This window comes from Pedobacter sp. GW456-11-11-14-TSB4, assembly GCF_059424425.1.
On sequence record NZ_JBWKZK010000003.1, the window covers coordinates 331,004 to 350,376 of the forward strand.

Genomic DNA, 19,373 nt, shown 5'->3' on the forward strand with positions numbered 1-19,373 from the left:
TGGTAGGTAGTTTAACTAATTAAAACAGGTTCTCTTTCCTTTTTCTTTTGATGATAAACGTAACCAGAAGCTAATGTATTAAATATTTTGATTTGATTCTCTTCCCAAACTTTATCTGCACCTAATTCTGTAGCTAATAAAGCCGCTACTCTTGGGCACATTTCTATCGCAGCAGCTGCATCAATAAATAAAATTCTCAATCTTCTGCTTAAAACATCTTCTACAGTTTCTGCCATTTCATTCCTAATCGTCCAAACTACTTCAGCTTCTGTATGAGGAAAATTTGGATGCAGTTTTTTGTTCAATCCTGGCTGTAGTTTACTAAGCTCTTCTATTAAAACTTTATCAGTGCCGTAAATATTCATGTAGTTTTCATTACTACTATCGGCACATCCGTGGATTTTTAAATCTTTTGTTACGCATGGTTGTGATGGTAAACCACTATGTTTAATGGCCAAATCAATGGTTTCTTCGGCCATTTTTCTATAGGTTGTCCATTTGCCGCCAGTAATTGTGATTAATCCTTTTGCAGAAACAATTAACTTATGATCTCTACTGATTTCTTTGGTACTGCTGCCATCAGAGTCTGTAGGTGCAGCTAAAGGTCTAAGTCCAGAAAACACACTTAAAATATCATTCTCTGTTGGTTTTCTGTTAAAATATGATCCTGCAGTTGATAAAATAAAATCTGTTTCTTCTTTTAAAGCACGGGGCTCTAAACTATGTTCATTTAAAGGTGTATCTGTAGTTCCAACCAATAAATGATTATGCCAAGGCACTGCAAAAAGAACCCTCCCATCTGCAGTTTTAGGTATCATTAAAGCAGAATTGGTATTCAAAAAGCTTTTATCTAACACAATATGAACACCTTGACTAGGGCGAACCATTTTTTTAGCTAAAGGATTGTTCATTTTTAAAATCTCATCCACAAAAACACCAGTTGCATTAATCACAACTTTGGCCTTTAATCTAAATCGTTCGAAGGTTAATGTATCTTCAGCTTCGATACCGGTAACTTGATCACCTTCTTTAATTAGGTTAGTTACTTTCATGTAGTTTATTAAAGTAGCACCTTGCTCTGTAGCGGTTTGTGCAATATTTATTGCTAAGCGAGCGTCATCAAATTTACCATCGAAGTAACTAATTGCACCTTTTAAGCCTTTTTCTTTTATGCCAGGCATTAATTGAAGCGTTTCCTTTTTGGATAAGTATTTAGATTTTCCGAAACTATATTTGCCTGCAAGCCAATCATAAATCGTCAATCCCGTTAGGTATTTTAAAACCGAAAACCAATCATAGCATGGAATGATAAATTCTTCCTTATTAACTAGATGGGATGCATTTTTTTCTAGCAAGCCTCTTTCTTTGAGTGCGCTTTTAACTAATCCAATATCACCTTGTGCCAAATAACGTACACCGCCATGCACTAATTTAGTACTTCTGCTCGAAGTCCCTTTTGCAAAATCAGACTGTTCTACGAGTAGGGTTTTTAAACCTCTGCTAGCAGAATCTAAAGCTGTACCTAAACCTGTAGCACCACCACCAATGATGATTACATCCCAAATTTGTTGATCTGCTAAACGATAATTATGAATTCTAGGCATCAAATAATAAAAATAATAAAACGAAACAATAAGCAAGTATAAGTAATCATTTCGAAATATAAAATATCAAGGATTAAAAAGATTTTAATTTTACAAAAATCAATTAATTGAAGGTATAATTTATTATTTTGCAGAAGAATAATCCAAATATGATAATGAACTTAGCTGAAAGGCACCAGTTTATACTGAATAGAATACAAAAAGATCAGTATATTAATGTGGTTGAATTGTGTAAAGAACTAAAAGTTTCTTCTGTAACCATTAGAAAAGATTTAAAACTTTTAGAAGATAAAAGCTTGCTTTTCAGAACACATGGTGGTGCTACTGTTAATAATCCTTATACGGTAGATAGACCAGTTAACGAAAAAGAAAAGCTTCAATCTATTGAAAAAAACAAGATTGGTTTAGCCGCTACTAAGCTTCTTAAAGAGAATGATTCTGTGGTTGTTGCCTCTGGCACAACCTTATTGTATTTTGTGAAAAACATACCATCTGGATTAAATTTAACAGTGGTCACATCAGCCTTAAACATTGCTTTAGAGTTACTTAGAGAGCCAAGTATTGAGGTTATTCAGTTGGGTGGGATACTTCGTAAAAGCTCATCATCTGTTATGGGTGTTTATGCAGAGCAGGTTTTACAAGATTTCTATTTTAATACTTTGTTTTTAGGGGTTGATGGTATCGATTTAGATTACGGATTAACGACTACAAATGCCATGGAGGCTCATTTGAACCGCAAAATGATTGGTGTTTCTCAAAAAACCGTTGTGCTTGCAGACTCCACTAAATTTGGTAAAAGAGGTTTTGGTAAAATTTGTGGTTTAGAAGATATTGATCATATTATCACCGATAAGGGTATCTCTCAACAAATTGTAAATCACCTTGAAAGCTTGGGTGTTACAGTAACAATTGTATAATTTTAGTAATCTTTAGGTTTATTTACTATCCCAGCTTGTTTAATCATGACTGATTATGCAGGTTTTTTCTGTTTAGCAAATCTTCAATATTTGTTTTCGCTTCTGAAATATGAAAACGCATGTAATAGAATTGTTGCATGTTAACTTAACGTTAATGGTTTTTTGGTTTTTTTATGTTATATCTGCATGCATTTGTATAAATGGCGCATTGTGTTAAATACATTTAAATTGCGGTTTTTACTTATTAGCAACATGTTATCCTTCATTTTTTAAAAATTATTAGTAGTTTCAATTTGTTTTTATATTTTTATATCGAAATATTTAATAACATAAAATTAAATAATTCGGAATATAAAGTTAACAACTGTTAATCAGTAGTTAATATTGGCTTAACCTTACCTGCTTACTTTTGCAGCAACGGTAGCAAAAAAATATTTGCAATAAACTAACCGGATATATCAATTAATTATGAACAAAACATTTACTCAACATGTTGCATTGCTTTGGCATCGCTTGCTAAGTGAAAGTGAAGACACCGAAAAGCAATTTCAGAAGCCAAGTAAGTTTAATTTGTTTTACAGCTATTTATTTAGCTACAAATTTATGCTTGTTTGCACTCTAGGTTTAACATTTACAACGCAATTAACTTTTGCGCAGCAAACTGCTGTACAAAATATTACTGTTAAAGGTAAAGTTGTGGATGATCGCGATGGTCAAGGCATACCTGGAATAACAATAGTTGACAACAATAGAAAGGTTGTTGGGGTAACGAATGAAAATGGAGACTTTTCTGTTAATGTGCCAAAAGGAATTTCCTTAAGTTTTTCTATGATTGGCTACACTGCTGTTACTAGAACATTTAGTGAGGCTCAAAGCAGCGTTGTTATTAGAATTAAAGAATCTTCTAGTCAATTAAGTGAAGTGGTAGTAACCGCGTTAGGTATTAAAAGAGAAGAAAAATCTCTTGGTTATGCTACTACTAAATTAGATAGTACATCTTTTACCGATGCGGTTTCAAGTAACTGGACAGATGCTTTATCCGGTAAAGTTGCTGGTTTAAATTTAGTGCGTAATGGTGGGCCTGCTGGTTCTAACAAAATTATTTTACGTGGCGAGAATAACTTAACCGGTGATAATGAAGCATTAATTGTTATTGATGGTGTTGTAGCAAGTAGCTCTGCCAGACGTACAGGCGGTACAGGTGGTGGCGTTTACGGAACATCTGGTGATATTATGCCAGCAGATTTTGGCAGTGCATTAAACGATTTAAACCCTGATGATATTGAAAGCGTAAACGTTTTAAAAGGTCCAGGTGCATCAGCATTATACGGACAGCGTGGTGCAAATGGTGCAATTATTATTACAACAAAAGGAGCTAATAAAAATAAAAAGAAATTAGGCGTTACTTTTACTTCAAATACCGCTTGGGAAGAGGTTAATCGTAAACCAGATATCCAACAAGAGTACGGCCAAGGTCAGTTCGGAGTTTCTTATTTCTCTTACGGAGCTTCTGACGATGGTGCTAGTACAAATGCAACAAGTGCAAGTTGGGGAGCGCCATTTGCAAATGGAGGTAACTTTTTTCAATATGATCCGGCAACTAAGACAAGAGGTTTAGTAAGAACACCTTGGAGAGCATACGAAAATCCAGTTGATGCTTTTTTTAAAACAGGGATTGAAACTACTAATGCTGTTAGTTTAGATGGTACTGTTAAAGGGGTTGCTTTGCGTTTCTCTGCAAGTCATGGCAGTAACGAATGGATTGTGCCTAATACAGGTCTTGAGCGTACTTCTGCAACATTAACTGCAAATACAGACATCACAAAAAAATTAAACTTAGCTGTTAAAGTTGCGTATAACAATAGAAATAGTGATAATCTACCAGCAACTGGTTATGGTAACCAATCATTAATGTATTGGTTTATGTTCGCTCAGCCAAATGTAAATACAGATTGGTATAGAGATTACTGGGCACCTGGTTTAGTTAATCGTCAATTTGTAAACATTACAACTACAAATCCAGAAAGTCCGTATGCTATTTCTGAGCAATATTTAAATGCGCAAAGAAGAAATGGAGTTTTAGGTAGTGTACAAGGAACTTATAAATTTACAAATGAACTAAGTTTATTGCTACGTACCTCGATAGATTTTAACCATGATGTTCGCGAAACTCGCCGACCTTATGATGCTGCTGGTAACAGATATGCTCAGGGTTCATTTCGTGTAGCAGATGTAAATTCTTACGAAATCAACGGTGATTTCTTGTTAAAATACGATAAAAAGATTTCTAACGATTTGCGTTTAACTACTACTGCTGGTGGTAGTATGATGAAAAATCAATATGGTAGAAACGAACTTAGAGCAGATGGTTTAGTAGTGCCAGGTGTTTTTAGATTAGATAACAATGCCAATCCATTGGTTAATGTTTTAGACACAGCTAAGTATCGCATCAATAGTTTTTATGCGGCTTTATCATTCACCTACAAAAACTTTTTATATTTAGATTTAACTGGTCGCCAAGATTGGAGCAGTACGTTGGCTACGCCAACACGTACAGACAATGTTGGTTTCTTCTATCCATCGGCGAGTGTATCATTTGTGCCATCAGACTTATGGAAAATGCCAAAAGCAATCAGCTTTGCTAAATTAAGAGCTTCAATTTCTCAAGTAGGTAGTGGTGGTACAACTCCTTATCGTACTGCTTATAATTATGTATTGGCTGCAGATGGAATTTATCCTGATAGCGCAATGACTAATCCATCGGTTTTACCAAACCCGAATTTGAAACCATTAATTACTACAACTTTCGAAGTAGGAGCAGAACTAAAATTATTTAATAACAGATTAAATTTTGATTTTGCTGCATACGCTGGATCAACTAAAAATCAAATCTTAAACCGTTTAGTAGATCGTTCTACTGGTTACAACGTGGCCGTATTTAATGTTGGTCAGGTAAACAATAAAGGAATTGAAATTGCAGTAAACGGTACTGTATTACAGGCTAAAAAGTTTAAATGGACTTTAAACGGTACATTCACTGCTAATAGAAATACTATTAAAGAATTAGCTGATAGTTCTGTTGTATTACGTACTGGTGCATTAGGTGGCGGACAAGTAGTTGCGAATGTAGGTGGTAGCATGGGCGATTTGTATGGAAGAGGGTTTTTACGCTCGCCAGATGGACAAATTGTTTATGATGCAAACACAGGTAACGCTAGAACCAATACAACAGATTTGTTCTACTTAGGTAACACAATGCCTCAATTCAGATTTAGCGCTGGTACAAATATTTCTTACAGGAACTTCACAGCTTCAGCATTATTCGATGCTCAACTAGGTGCAGTCGGTCATTCGCTTACATTTTCTAGAATGGCTGCTTTGGGTAAGCTAAAAGTAACATTGCCTGGTAGATATAATGGTGTAATTGGAGAAGGTGTGGTACAAAATCCTGATGGTACATATCGTCAGAACGATGTAATTGCAACTAACTTCGAATCTTATTATACTTCTCTTTATGGTTCAGACCAAGCAGAGGGTAGCGTATTTAGAACAGATTATGTTAAATTTAGAGAAGCAAACTTAACTTATGTGTTCAATAAGAATTTTGTAAATAGTTTAGGTTTAAGTAGAGTAACTTTAGGTGTATACGGTCGTAACTTGTTTATATGGTCTCCATGGCCAGCCTTCGATCCAGAGTTTGGTACCTTAGCAGGATCAGATATCGTACAAGGTTTTGAAACCGGTCAGTTGCCATCTACAAGAAATTATGGTGTTCGTTTAGTTGTAGGTTTATAAGGATCAGAAATATGAAACTATTATTATCTATTAACAGAAAAAAAATAGCAATGAAAAATATTAAAAATATAACTGCGTATACTTTGGTGTGTATGCTCGGGGTATCTTTTTTCTCTTGTAAACAAGGATTTAATGAGATAAATACAGATCCAATTGGAAAAAGCTCAACAACTGCAAATCAGTTATTAGCACCGGCATTAGTTAACGTGTTAACTACAAATATGGTACGTAACCGAAATGTGAATAATGAATTAATGCAGGTTACGGTAGATTTAGGTGATAACGAGGGTAAAGTGTTCAGATATGATATCAGAAGAAATTTAGCCGATTACACTTGGAATAACTGGTATTTGCAATTAACAAATTTTAAAGATATCGGTAAAATTGCTAGCGAAACTGGATCGGTAAACAAATCTTATCAAGCTATATCATTGATAACTGAAGCTTGGGTTTATCAATTATTAACCGATGTTTATGGAGATGTACCTTACACACAAGCAAACCAAGGTAAGGATGGAGTTTTAGAGCCAGTTTTTGATAAACAGAAAGATATCTATTTAGATTTGTTTAAAAAATTAGAACAAGCCAATACTTTATTAAAAGACAATGAAGCTATTGTTGCAACTGGCGATCCAGTTTATCAAGGAGATGTGAGCAAGTGGCGCAGATTTGGTAATTCATTGTATTTACGTTTAATGCTTCGCGTTTCTGGCAAAGCCGATGTAAGTGCTCAAGTAATTGCAAAAATAAAAGAGATGATTGATACTAACCCGGCAAATTATCCAATCATGCAGAACAATACGCATACGGCTAAAATATTATGGAATGGAACAAATAGCAGTACAGCTGTTTATTCATCTCCTTTTATGAGTACACGTGCGGTAGATTTTAGAACCCCTGCAATTACAACTTTCTTTATTGGTAACATAGGTAACTGGAATGATCCAAGAGTTAATAACACACTTGGTAGAAACGGAGTAAACAGATGGGGTATTGCACCTGGTCCGGCAGGATTTGTTGGTGTTGAAAGTGGTTTATCTTATGGTAGTGGAGCTGTAAAACAATCTTATTTTTATTCAGATGCTCAAACCAATAATCCTTTAACCTTACAAACTGATCCTTTTACTGGTATTATCATGAATGTTGCTGAGGTTGATTTTATTTTAGCAGAAGCGGCCGCAAGAGGATGGGTTAATGGTACAGGTGAAGCGTATTATAATAAAGGTATTTTTGATTCCATCAACTATTGGATGCCAACAGTTTATTCTGGCGTTTCTGATCCAAACTTTATTAAATATGTTGTAGATGCAGATATTGATTGGAACAATGCTTTACCATTAAATACTACAGTTAGAGGTACACAAAGTAAATTAGAATCAATCCACTTGCAAAAGTATTATGCTTTATTCTTGGTAGATTTTCAACAATGGTTTGAGTATAGAAGAACTGGTCATCCGTTTTTAAATCCTGGTACGGGCTTTTTAAATGGAGGCAGAATGCCAAGTCGTTTAAATTATCCATTACTTACTCAATCAACCAATCCAACTAATTATATAAATGCTGTTGCTTCTCAAGGGCCAGATGACTTTAGTACATTAGTTTGGTGGCAAAAACCATAAATCATAACAATTATCAGATATGAAGAAGACATTAAAATATATGCTTTTACTAACTACAGTTGTTGGTATTATGGCAGGATGTAAACGCGACGATGATTACATTAAAAGCACACCTAGTAATTTTATCTCGAATTTCGATTTAAAAAAATTATATAAAAATGCTGATTTAACCCTTAAAGCTGACATGCTTGGCGGTGCTACAGCAATTAAAGGGGTAGTAATTTCAGATTTTAGATCAGGAAATTCGCCAGCTGGCTTAGTAATTATGCAAAATGCTAGGGTTGTTGGTAACGGTATTGATTCGTTGAGAGGAATGGCATTTAATATAGGGGCAGATGCTTCTAAATACATTCCGGGTGATTCAATTCATGTAACTGTTGATGGCGCTACTTTAAAAAGAGTAAATGGTATTTTACAGATTGTTGGTGTAACCGATGCCTCAATTACAAAAGTTGCAAGCGGTAGAGCTTTAAGAACTCAGGCAGTTAACACAGGTCGTATTGCGGCTTCGCCAGATTTTTATGAAAGCACTTTAGTGACTTTAAGTAATGCACTTTATGAACCTGAGCCTGTAGCTGGTACTACTTATGCTGGGGATAAAGTTATTAACGACGGGTTCGGTACAGCAACTGTACATACAGAAGCTACTGCATCTTTTGCTAATGCTCAAGTTTTGCCAACTGGTAATTTTACAGGTATACCATTTATCGATCGCACTGGAGCTACTCCAAAAATTACGGTTTGGATGCGTTCTGAGAATGATTTCTTTTTCGTTGCATTACCAAAATTCTCATCTGCTATTATTTCTGGTTACAACGTAGATCCAAACGGTGGAGATGGTAATTTCGAATATATTCAGTTTTTATGTACTAGAGATATCGATTTTACAGCTACTCCTTATTCGGTGATCACCACTAACAATGCTGGTGCAACTGTTTTCCCTGTTAACGGATGGGTTACTGGTGGTGCAAGAACTTATAAATTTAATCTTACCACAGGTAGTGTTAAAAAAGGAGAATATTTTTATGTTGGTGGCACAGGAAGAACGATTACAGGATCTGGTTCTACTCCAATACCTTTAGATAGATGGAGAGCGACTGTTAATTATTCAACTACGACTGGTGCAAATGGTGTTGGTACAGCCACCTCAAATTTGTTGGCAAATAGTGGTAACATTGCAGGTATCGCTATCTTCGAGGGTACAAATGTTACTTCAAGTAGCATTCCATTAGATGTGATTTTTTATGGAGGTTCTGGTGGTAATTTCTATTCTGCAGGTCCGCCAGCAGTTGGTTACAGAATTACAAATACTGAATATTACAACACTATAAATCCTTTAACACGTGGTGCTCAATTATTTATGGGTGCTGGTACAAATACAACAAGATTACCGTTTCCAAATCCTACAACTAATTTTACAAGATTAGGTGGTGTGTACGGAGAAATACCTGGTGCACCTCAATTTGGTAGATGGTCTACCGGAAGAACGGCAACTGGTGTGCCGCTAAGTGCTACAACTCCGTTAACAACAATAGAAACAGACGGTACGGCGCTTGCTAACTAAGAATAAACATTAGGGTCAGTTAGCAATAACTGACCTTTTTTATTAATTATAAATACGAGATTAGCTATCTCTAAAACACACAATGAACAGAAGATCATTTATACAGAAATCTGGATTATTAGCCACAACATTATTTGTTAGTTTAAAAGCTCATTCTTTATCTATCTTCGATTTAGATAATAAAATTTCAGGTCAAATTACAAGCAGAGGTAAAGGAATTGCCAATGTTGTTGTTTCTGATGGTTTTAATGTGGTTAGAACCGATGCCGATGGTAATTATACGATTGATGTAAATCCGTTAGCTAAATTTGTTTGGTTAAGCACACCAGCTGGTTACGAGTTTAAAACGGAAAGCTACATCGCTAATTATTACGAAAAGTTACAGGCAACAGCTAAATTAAACTTCGAACTTAAAGCTTTAAGTAGAAATGATGATAAGCATAATTTCATTATTTGGGCTGATCCGCAGGTTAAAAATAAAAAAGACGTAGAAAAAATGATGGCTTATTCGGTGCCTGATACCAAAAAAATCATCAAATCTATGGGTAAAACTCCTGTTCATGGTATCTGTGTGGGCGATATTGTTTGGGATAACCACGAGTTATTTGCCGATTACAATAAAGCAGTTGCTGAAATGGGTATTCCATTTTTTCAGGCTTTAGGTAACCACGATATGGATTACCGCATGGGCGGAGATGAGACTTCTGATAAAACCTTTCAAGAACATTACGGGCCAACTTACTATTCGTTTAACCGCGGTAAAGCACATTACATTGTTTTAGATGATGTTAGGTATTTAGGAACTGAGCGTAATTATGATGGCTTTGTTAGTCAAGCTCAATTAGATTGGATGGCTAAAGATTTACAATTTGTAGCCAAAGATGCGTTAGTGATTATTTCACTTCACATTCCAGTAAATAGTGGCGTAAAAAACAAAGCAGATTTTTTTAAGGTTGTAGAGAGTTTTAAAAACGTTCACATCATGTCTGGACATACACACTATAACCAAAATATGATTACCAATGGCGTTTTCGAACATAACCATGGTACAGTATGCGGTGCATGGTGGACAGGCCCAGTTTGTGAAGATGGAACGCCAAGTGGTTATGGTGTTTACGAAGTCAACGGAACCGAATTAAAATGGTATTATCAGCCTACAGGATCTGATAAAAGAGAACAAATCAGACTTTATGTTGACGAATTAACCAATCAAAAAAGATTGTTGGCCAACGTTTGGAATTATGATCCTAGCTGGAAAATTGAATATTTTTTAGATGGAAAACCAATGGGAGAGATGCTACAACAAAAGGGTTTCGATCCACTTGCTGTTAAACTTTATAAAGGTGATAAATTACCTCTGGGCAGAACATTTCCTGAACCACGAATGACAGATCATTTATTTATTGCTCATTTTGAACCATCAGTTAAGAAAGTAAAAGTAGTAGCAACCGATCGTTTTGGCGAAAAATTTATTGCAGAATTATAGTATGAAATCAACCATCGTTTTAAGTATTTTTAGTGTAGCTTTATTAGCCGCTTGCAGTCAATCAGCTTATAAACCAAATAAAATGAGTGCAGAATTTCCAGCATTTAGTGCGGAAGCACACAGGGGTGGAAGAGGCTTAATGCCAGAAAACACCATTATCGCTATGCAAGATGCGATGAACTATGAGGCAGTTACCACTTTAGAAATGGATACGCACATCACCAAAGATGGAAAAGTTGTGGTTACTCATGATGATTATTTAAGTCCGGGTTTTATGCTTACCGCTGATGGAAAAGAAATCCCTACTTCAGATAGCAAAAAATATGCTGTTTACCAGATGGATTATGAGCAACTAAAAACTTTCGATATCGGTACAAAAATCAATAAAGGTTTTCTTCAGCAGAAAAAAATCAAAACCTATATTCCTTTGCTGGCAGATTTAATTGATGTTGTACAAAAAGACATCAAACAAAAAAACAAGAAACAGTTATTTTATAACATTGAAACTAAAAGTGAAGTAGCTGGTGACAATATTGTTAACCCAACACCAGAAGTTTTCGTGAAGTTATTGATGGATGTGATTGAGCAGAAAAAAATTACACCTTATGTTGTGATTCAATCTTTCGATAAACGAACTATTCAAATCATCAATGAGAAATATCCAGGTGTTAAAACATCATTCTTAATATCTAACAAAAAAACTTACGAAGAGAACATGGCCGATTTAGGTTACAAGCCATTTATTTTAAGTCCAAATTACAACATGGTTGATGCAAGTTTAGTGCATAAAGCCCATGCGGATGGTATTAAAGTTATCCCTTGGACAGTAAATACCAAGGAAGAAATCAACAAGTTAAAAGCTTTAAAAGTTGATGGTATCATCACTGATTATCCAAACTTATTTTAAACATAACATCATTTACTAAACCTAAATTCGAACCAAATTATACATGAGTTTTAGACTTTTTCCACCACCTGCTGCCCATCAACCTCTATTGCCAGAAGGTAAAATTAATTCAATTTATAGTAGCCAACGTATCAAAGTATTTATTGGTATATTTTTAGGTTATGCAGCATATTATCTTGTACGTAAAAACTTTTCATTTGCAATACCTGAGCTACAAAAACTAGGTTATAGTAAAGGAGAATTGGGTTTGGTAGCTTCGGCGCTTTCTATTGCTTATGGTTTTAGTAAATTTTTAATGGGCAATATTTCCGATCGGAGTAATGCTCGTTATTTTCTCTCAATTGGCTTAGTGCTTTCTGCTTTTACCATGATTTTTATGGGTTTGGTTCCATTTGCAACTTCATCTATAGCGCTTATGTTTGTGCTTTTGTTTATCAATGGATGGTTTCAAGGAATGGGTTGGCCTGCCTGTGGTAGGGTTATAGCGCATTGGTTTTCGGTTCGTGAGCGTGGTACAGTAATGTCTTTCTGGAATTTAGCACACAACGTAGGTGGTTTTTTTGTCGGCCCGCTAACTGTTTTAGGCTTAGAGCTATTTGCAGATTTTCATGGAATGTTGTATTTCCCAGGTTTGGTAGCTATATTTTTTGCGCTCGTGGCTTTGTTGTTAGTTAGAGACACACCTCAATCGGAAGGTTTGCCGCCAATTGAAGTTTACAATAACGATTATCCTAAAAGTTATGATGCAAAAACACAAGAGCAAGAGTTTTCGGCTAAAGAAATTTTCTTGAATTATGTGTTAAATAATCGGTTGCTGTGGTTTATTGCCTTCGCCAATGCGTTTGTTTATCTGGTAAGAAATGGAATTATCAATTGGGCACCAACTTTTTTACAAGAGGCCAAAAATTATACCCCATCTGAAGCAGCTTGGGCATCTAGCTGGTATGAATTAGCTGCAATTCCAGGTACTATTTTATGTGGTGTAATGAGCGATAAATTGTTTAATGGCAGAAGAGCTCCTGTTACAATTATTTATATGGCTATGACACTAATCGCTGTACTCGTCTATTGGAGATCGCCAGATACAATACATATTGTAAGAAACATTTCTCTTTGGGCTATCGGATTTTTTATCTACGGCCCAGTAATGTTAATTGGTGTGCAAGCTATAGATTTAGTTCCTAAAAAAGCTGCTGGTACAGCCGCTGGCTTAACTGGTTTATTTGGTTATTTTATTGGCGATTTATTGGCAAATGCTGCCTTAGGTAGGTTAGTTGATAAACAAGGTTGGGATGCAAGTTTTATGGTTATAGCTGCATCTTGTTTATTGGCCATATTCTTTACGTCATTTACATGGAATAGAGAAAAGAAAAATTTAGGAAATTTAACACCATTGTCTCATTAATAAGTTGATATGAATATTAGTTTTAAAAAAATAGCCTTAATATGCAGTTTATCTATTGCGGCCGTAATTAATGTAAATGCACAAACTGCTAAATGGGATAGCACTTATCGTCCGGGTAAATATCTAGAGCAAGTTGCTAAATTTAAAGCAGATCCAAAATCTAAAAAAGATTATGTTTTTTTAGGGAATAGCATAACTGCAGGCACAGATTGGGCTAAGCTTTTAAATTTGCCGCAGGCGAAAAATAGAGGTATTTCTGGTGATATCACCTTTGGTGTATTAGAAAGATTGCAAGAAGTGATAGATGGAAAGCCTAAAAAAGTTTTCATCCTTATCGGGATAAATGATATTTCGAGAAATATTCCTGATAGCTTAATCTTGAGAAACTATAAATTGATGATTGATAGAATTAGAAAGGGCTCAAAGAAAACGCAGATTTACTTTAACACATTGCTGCCAGTAAATGCTTCATTTGCAAAGTTTAAAAATCATTATGGTAAAGATGATCACATTCTTTACATCAATAGTGAAATTAAAAAGCTTGCTGCAAAAAATGTAACTATTATCGATTTATATCAACAGTTTTTAGATAAGGACAATCACTTGAGAGCCGAGTTAACTAAAGATGGATTACATCTTATTCCAGAAGGATATAAAGTATGGGCTGATTTTTTAAACTCAACTGGATATCTGAAATAAAATACCTTACCATTATGCAAAAAAAAAAATGCCTCGATCTGTTAAAATCGAGGCATTTTTTTTAATTATTTGCTGGAGGTGGAGGAGGAGTTCCGTTTCCTGGTCTCGGACCTCTAGGGCCTTTTCCATCTTTTCTATCCTTCATTCTTTCTTTCGCTTTTCCTTTCATTTCTTCACGAGAAGCGTCAAGTGTTTTTCTTTGCTCTGGTGTTAAAATTGCATCCATCTTTTCTTTAGAAGCTTTCATGTAAGTTCTACGTTCTTCCATTTTATTCTTCATTGCGCCTTGATCATTTTGACGCCACTCATCAGCTTTCTTAATTCTTTCTAGCTCTAATTGCTGCACTTTTGCTTTTTGATCTGCAGTTAAACTAAGTTTTTGCTGCATTGCTGTAGCTGCTTTTTCTGCTTTTTGTTCTGGAGTTAAATTATCTCTGTTTGGTTTTTGAGCATAACTAGCAGTAAATCCTACTACTACAAATGCTACGGTGTAAATTAATTTTTTCATCATGTGTAAATTAAATTGGTTGTTTAATAGCATAGATGAAAAAATGCCAGAAGAGTTTAATCTGCTTATGTTAAAAGATGTTAATTTTTGTTTAGTTGTGATATTGATTTTTGCATTTGCGCCATCATGCTAGATAGCGTTTCTATTGTTGGCTCTGGTGTCGGATCTGGGAGCGTAGTAGATATATATGCTTTAGCTTTCCATATCTCTAAAATATCTTCTGCAGCAACAGAATACGGATCATAAACTGTATTGTCGGAAATTAACTTTAACTCTTTATTTTCTTTAAACCTATTGCCAGCTCTTTTATAAACCACGCCTTCGTTTTTGCTAATAATTACGTAGGTTTCGCCAGTTTTAACATCATTCCAGTTATCCATATACTCTCCAATAATTACACTGCCTGGCTGTATTGGCAACATCGAATCACCCATAATTTCAAAAGCTCTAAAAGTACCTTGTTTTAAAGCAGGTAATGGTAATTGAAATTTAGGTAAGTCTTTAACGTATTGTGGATCAGAAAAACCATTTAAATAACCGGCACTTGCCTTTACCGGAACAAGTTCTATATTTTCATTTTCATTTTGATCAACAGAGATGCTAAGCACTCTTAAATTAGAACCCTGGCTTTTTGGTTTAGGTTTCCATTTATCGTCTATGCTTTCGTTAATAAACTCATCGATTGTTAAATCAAAATATTCTGCTATTTTTTTTAGTAAATCATATTTAGGTTCTGCTCTATCTTCTTCGTAAGCTCCAATTAATGATCGCTTAATTTCCATAGCATCAGCGAATTGCTGTTGTGTATGGCCTTTTTTCTTTCTAAGGTATTTGAGATTGGAGGAAATGTTCGACATAAAAAATAATTTTAAAATAAATTTGTTTTTACTAAAATTGTTAGTATTATTGTGCCAATAAAGTTAGTAATATTAATCGAAAGTACAAATATATATCTAAATAATTTAGTTTTTAACCTTTAAGCCGATAAGTCATGAAAAAATTTGTTTACATCGTAACCGACAGAAACCGCACTAGTTTACACGTAGGAATGAGCGCTGATTTAATTAAAACGCTTGATTTCTACAAACAAATGCCAAATTTATTTTTTGATAGCGGCCAACAGTTAACTAGATTAGTTTATTTTGAAGAGTTTAAAACCGAAGAACAAGCCTTAAGTCGTTTTAAAATTGTGAGTCGTTTTACTAGAGCTCAAAAAGAGAGAATTGTTCGCTCATGCAATCCAGATTGGATAGATTTAACAATCGGTTTAGATTTCGAAAATATCATTTACCATAAAAGATTAAACACACAAGTTGCTTTGCCATTAGGCATTATGTCTTAATAAGATCAAAATTAGAAAAGCATTTGCAGTAATTCTTCGGATAATTTGTTCCCGTCTTTCGCTACAATTCCCGATCAAACCTGTGAAACAAGCAAGCAAACAATTAAAAACAATAGACTGTGGTGCTTAAATCGGGATATTTTCGCTTCAACCGGGTTTATAAACAAAGCATCAATTTCTTAGGAAACAGACATAGCCACAAGATTCAGTTGATGATGAATTTACCAACTTTACACCAAATGTGATTATAAAAAAAAATGCGTTCCGATTTTTCGGAACGCATTTTTTTTTAGCCTGATTAATTTTACCAACCAGGAGCGAAGTTTAAACCAAAAATGCCTCTTCCAGCTAAATCATTACGCTGAAAAGGTATAGCATAATAAGGCTCTAAAATTAAAGCACCAAACAAGTTTACTCTTAACGATACACCAACACTCATTGCTGGTACACGTTCATTTGTAAATTGGGTAAATATCTGTTTTCCTTGCTGATCTAAAATTGGATTACCTTGTTGATCAGTTAGTGGAACAGTTTGATAAGTTGGTTTTCCTTTGAAAGCAACCTTTGTATTTTCGGTCCATGCTAAACCAGCATCAAAAAATAAATTCAAGTCAGAAAATAGAAATTTAGATTGTATTTGAGCTAATTTTTTTGGACCAGTGAAAGGAAGCCTTACCTCAAAATTAAAAACAGACAACTTACTTCCAGATAATTGCTCAATTTCAAATGTAGCATTGTCTTGAGATTGGTTGTTGTTATTATAAAACGAGTTTGCTTCATAACCTCTAATCAAATATCCATAACCGGCATACAACGGAAACAGATTTTCTCCGCCTTGGCCTAACCTTAAATAATTGTATGTTCTAACAGCTAAGGTCACTGGTTTTAATCTCCAATATTTTCTTAAATCTGCGGTAACTGCAGTAAAATTAAAATCCCCGAAATATTGCTCAGCACCAACTCTATATCTAAAACCATCTAAAGGAGAGGTTAATCCGTTAATAGAATTATCTCCAACAAAGAAAGCATTACCTTGCATAATCGTAAAAGGATCAAGTGGTATACCCAAAGCATTTGTTGCTTGTGCGGTAGAAACTTTTTCTCTGTTAGAACCTAAAAAGAAAGTAGGGTAGCCATTAACGTTTTCGTAAAAATTGTTAAATCTATCTAAACGATAACTGTATCGGGCAAATGCTGTTCCTGCCTCAAATCTATGTATCTTACTAAAAGGATAAGAAGCAAATAAGTCAATTTTATCTTCGAAAGTTCTTAAGATATTGGTGCTAATCGTATCTATTGGGTCAGTATTAAATTGCGGATTAAATTGTCCGTAACTTCTAAATCCGGTAACGTATGGGATATGAGATAATGCTACACCATAATTAATTCTGCTTTTCTGATTAATGTAAGCGATTAAACCTCCAAAATCATAAATTTCGCCATTTACTGCTAAGTTACCTATAATTTGGTTTCTACCTAAAATATCGCTAAACATCCCAATTATACCACCTTGTAAGCCTGTGCCGAATCTACTTGTAGATACACCAACTCCACTATTAGCTAAATAATCTAACTTAAATTTAGGTCTGTATGGTACAATTCGCATCGAATCTGCTAGCGTTTTTTCAAAGCGATCAAAATTTCCCAAGTTCGAATTGATGATGTTAACCCCAATGTTTTCCATAGGAGGCAAAATCGCTGCATCAAAATTAACATCTTGAGCACCAACTGGTTTTGACTTAAAATTACTTAAAGGAGAATTGTAAAGCGTGTAACGTTGGTAGCGATAATAGCTATAGATAATATCGTCGTTTCTTGAAACAGTAATAGCAGGTGAGAACTCAGTAATACCACTTATACCTGTAAAATAATCAGTTAATTGCTTAACGCCATTGTCGGCTAACGTTACTTCGTAAAGGTTTCTAAATCCGTCTCTGTTACTTAAAAAGAAAATACGTTTGCTATCGCCACTAAATTGTGCATTTAAATTATTGGCCCCTTTAAAAACTGGTATATTGTTTAAAGTTTTTGTAGCAATATCATAAACGGTTAAGTTCATTGGATGAACTGCTGCTATATTTCCACTTTGTGTTGAAGCTCTATCTGATGAGAAAACAATTTTAGTACCGTCTGGGGAGAAACTTGGTGCATAATCAGAATACTCATCATTGGTAAGTTGCGTTACCAATTTGGTGTCTAAATTATAGGAAAATATATCGCTTTGTCCTTCAATCATACCAGAAAAGGCAATATCCTTTCCGTTTGGTGACCAAGTTAAATTGCTGAATTGCTCAACCTTATCCATATGTGTTCTTAATATGGTATTGCCGTTGGCGGCATCAACTATTAGCATTTGATTTTTTCCTTTACTAAAAATACTAAAGGCAAATTGCTTGCTATCTGGTGACCAAGCTCCGGCGGATTCTAAGAAATTAAAATCATCTATATGTGAATTAGCAACCTGACTGGTTAATTTCCTAATAATTCTCCCTGTTTTAGCATCAGCAAGAAATAAATCTATACCGAAGAGATCTTTTTCAGATAAAAATGCCAAATACTTGCCATCAGGGCTAATTGCAGGAGCAACATTCATATTCCCTGCATTCTTATTATCAATAATTTTAGTCCCTGAAATCTTAATTTGTGAGCTATCAGCTTTTAGCAAAGGCCTGTAGTGTTCCTCAATTGAGTTTTTCCATAACCCTGATAAAGTTCTGTCATCAAAACCAAAAGTGTATTTTATGGCGTTTTCATAGCCAAATCTAGCTGTGTTTTTAAATAGTGGAACAATTGTAGTATCGCCATAAAGTGAACCTACAAAAGTCCAAAATGCTTGTCCATAACGGTAAGGGAAATATTTGTTAGAATTGGTTAAATCTTTCAACGATGGAATATCTCTATTCAGTAATGCGTCTCGCATCCACATAGATGTAAAAGCATCTTTTTTACCAACTGAAAGGTATTCTGCCATACCCTCAACCATCCATAGTGGAGTATTGCCTACACTTTCTAAGCTCATCGAATCCTTCTCTAAAAGCACATGGTATTGAAAAGCATGTACTAACTCGTGCCCTAATACGTGTCTGGTTTGGCTATTTAAATCCAAAACAGGCATAATTACCCTGTTTTTAAAAGCCTCGGTAACACCACCTGTACCAACTCCAACCTCGCCATTTAACGCAGTTGTTTGCTGAAAGTCTGGGTGATTGCTATATAGAATGATTGGATTTTTTTTAAAGAAAGTATCCCTAAAAACTTCTTGATGCATTTTGTACCAAGTCTCAGCATCTTGAGCAAACTTGTTTAATAGTTTCTCATTATTTAGGTAATAGTAAATTTCGAAGTGAGGGGTTTGAAGTACCTTAAAATCCGAATTTTTATACCTAACTCTATTTTGCCCAAAATATTGAGCATTTACAGAAATAATGGAAACAAAAACTAAAAGTAGTGTAACTGCTAGTTTTTTGAAGGTAAAATTTCTATCCATATGTTGATGTTAAAAGCTTGTATACAAATAATTTACGTTA

The 19,373-nt window shown here is 34.7% G+C and carries 13 protein-coding genes; 9 read left to right on the plus strand and 4 right to left on the minus strand.

The window, feature by feature from the left end; all coding sequences use genetic code 11:
* Positions 1-11: 11 nt before the first annotated feature.
* Positions 12-1,604 (minus strand): glycerol-3-phosphate dehydrogenase/oxidase, encoded by a 1,593-nt coding sequence (locus tag AC07XU_RS13160; protein WP_494944088.1) that lies wholly within the window; start codon positions 1,602-1,604, stop codon positions 12-14.
* Between the two features lie 152 nt (positions 1,605-1,756).
* On the opposite strand from AC07XU_RS13160, the gene AC07XU_RS13165 reads away from it, so the two are divergent.
* The 8 genes from AC07XU_RS13165 to AC07XU_RS13200 all read left to right on the plus strand — a co-directional run bounded on the left by AC07XU_RS13165 (position 1,757) and on the right by AC07XU_RS13200 (position 13,996).
* Positions 1,757-2,521 (plus strand): DeoR/GlpR family DNA-binding transcription regulator, encoded by a 765-nt coding sequence (locus AC07XU_RS13165; protein ID WP_494944222.1) that lies wholly within the window; start codon positions 1,757-1,759, stop codon positions 2,519-2,521.
* A 468-nt stretch (positions 2,522-2,989) separates the two neighbouring features.
* Positions 2,990-6,316 carry a SusC/RagA family TonB-linked outer membrane protein gene (locus AC07XU_RS13170; protein WP_494944089.1) on the plus strand — a complete coding sequence of 1,109 codons (3,327 nt, stop codon included), beginning with the start codon at positions 2,990-2,992 and terminating at the stop codon, positions 6,314-6,316.
* A 50-nt stretch (positions 6,317-6,366) separates the two neighbouring features.
* Entirely contained in the window at positions 6,367-7,935 is a 1,569-nt protein-coding gene (locus AC07XU_RS13175) for a SusD/RagB family nutrient-binding outer membrane lipoprotein (protein ID WP_494944090.1), read from the plus strand.
* A 19-nt stretch (positions 7,936-7,954) separates the two neighbouring features.
* A complete protein-coding gene (locus tag AC07XU_RS13180; RefSeq protein ID WP_494944091.1) occupies positions 7,955-9,499 on the plus strand; it encodes a DUF5689 domain-containing protein in 1,545 nt (514 codons plus the stop codon).
* An 82-nt stretch (positions 9,500-9,581) separates the two neighbouring features.
* Complete coding sequence (locus AC07XU_RS13185; RefSeq protein WP_494944092.1) at positions 9,582-10,985, plus strand: calcineurin-like phosphoesterase C-terminal domain-containing protein; 1,404 nt, start codon at positions 9,582-9,584, stop codon at positions 10,983-10,985.
* 1 nt (position 10,986) lies between these two features.
* The gene (locus AC07XU_RS13190; RefSeq protein WP_494944093.1) at positions 10,987-11,892 is read left to right on the plus strand and encodes a glycerophosphodiester phosphodiesterase family protein; all 906 of its coding nucleotides are present in this window, start codon (positions 10,987-10,989) and stop codon (positions 11,890-11,892) included.
* A gap of 43 nt (positions 11,893-11,935) precedes the next feature.
* The gene (gene glpT, locus AC07XU_RS13195) at positions 11,936-13,297 is read left to right on the plus strand and encodes a glycerol-3-phosphate transporter (RefSeq protein ID WP_494944094.1); all 1,362 of its coding nucleotides are present in this window, start codon (positions 11,936-11,938) and stop codon (positions 13,295-13,297) included.
* 9 nt (positions 13,298-13,306) lie between these two features.
* On the plus strand, positions 13,307-13,996 hold the full coding sequence (locus tag AC07XU_RS13200) for a GDSL-type esterase/lipase family protein (protein ID WP_494944095.1): 690 nt from the start codon (positions 13,307-13,309) through the stop codon (positions 13,994-13,996).
* A gap of 61 nt (positions 13,997-14,057) precedes the next feature.
* Here AC07XU_RS13200 and AC07XU_RS13205 read toward each other — a convergent pair whose 3' ends face one another.
* Together AC07XU_RS13205 and AC07XU_RS13210 are read right to left on the minus strand one after the other, a co-directional pair.
* Positions 14,058-14,507, minus strand: coding sequence for a DUF4890 domain-containing protein (locus tag AC07XU_RS13205; RefSeq protein ID WP_494944096.1), 450 nt, complete (start codon positions 14,505-14,507; stop codon positions 14,058-14,060).
* 77 nt (positions 14,508-14,584) lie between these two features.
* Complete coding sequence (locus AC07XU_RS13210; protein ID WP_494944097.1) at positions 14,585-15,361, minus strand: XRE family transcriptional regulator; 777 nt, start codon at positions 15,359-15,361, stop codon at positions 14,585-14,587.
* A gap of 134 nt (positions 15,362-15,495) precedes the next feature.
* On the opposite strand from AC07XU_RS13210, the gene AC07XU_RS13215 reads away from it, so the two are divergent.
* Positions 15,496-15,846, plus strand: coding sequence for a GIY-YIG nuclease family protein (locus AC07XU_RS13215; protein ID WP_136877669.1), 351 nt, complete (start codon positions 15,496-15,498; stop codon positions 15,844-15,846).
* 304 nt (positions 15,847-16,150) lie between these two features.
* On the opposite strand, the gene AC07XU_RS13220 is transcribed toward AC07XU_RS13215, so the two are convergent.
* Positions 16,151-19,333: a peptidase MA family metallohydrolase gene (locus AC07XU_RS13220; protein ID WP_494944098.1), complete on the minus strand. Its 3,183-nt coding sequence runs from the start codon at positions 19,331-19,333 to the stop codon at positions 16,151-16,153.
* Positions 19,334-19,373: the final 40 nt, after the last annotated feature.

What these genes read in the sequence shown, in the direction of transcription:
- AC07XU_RS13160 (WP_494944088.1), bottom strand. Translation starts at nt 1,604, where the DNA reads ATGCCTAGAATTCATAATTATCGTTTAGCAGATCAACAAATTTGGGAT.
- AC07XU_RS13170 (WP_494944089.1), top strand. Translation starts at nt 2,990, where the DNA reads ATGAACAAAACATTTACTCAACATGTTGCATTGCTTTGGCATCGCTTG.
- AC07XU_RS13175 (WP_494944090.1), top strand. Translation starts at nt 6,367, where the DNA reads ATGAAAAATATTAAAAATATAACTGCGTATACTTTGGTGTGTATGCTC.
- AC07XU_RS13180 (WP_494944091.1), top strand. Translation starts at nt 7,955, where the DNA reads ATGAAGAAGACATTAAAATATATGCTTTTACTAACTACAGTTGTTGGT.
- AC07XU_RS13185 (WP_494944092.1), top strand. Translation starts at nt 9,582, where the DNA reads ATGAACAGAAGATCATTTATACAGAAATCTGGATTATTAGCCACAACA.
- AC07XU_RS13190 (WP_494944093.1), top strand. Translation starts at nt 10,987, where the DNA reads ATGAAATCAACCATCGTTTTAAGTATTTTTAGTGTAGCTTTATTAGCC.
- glpT (WP_494944094.1), top strand. Translation starts at nt 11,936, where the DNA reads ATGAGTTTTAGACTTTTTCCACCACCTGCTGCCCATCAACCTCTATTG.
- AC07XU_RS13200 (WP_494944095.1), top strand. Translation starts at nt 13,307, where the DNA reads ATGAATATTAGTTTTAAAAAAATAGCCTTAATATGCAGTTTATCTATT.
- AC07XU_RS13205 (WP_494944096.1), bottom strand. Translation starts at nt 14,507, where the DNA reads ATGATGAAAAAATTAATTTACACCGTAGCATTTGTAGTAGTAGGATTT.
- AC07XU_RS13210 (WP_494944097.1), bottom strand. Translation starts at nt 15,361, where the DNA reads ATGTCGAACATTTCCTCCAATCTCAAATACCTTAGAAAGAAAAAAGGC.
- AC07XU_RS13215 (WP_136877669.1), top strand. Translation starts at nt 15,496, where the DNA reads ATGAAAAAATTTGTTTACATCGTAACCGACAGAAACCGCACTAGTTTA.
- AC07XU_RS13220 (WP_494944098.1), bottom strand. Translation starts at nt 19,333, where the DNA reads ATGGATAGAAATTTTACCTTCAAAAAACTAGCAGTTACACTACTTTTA.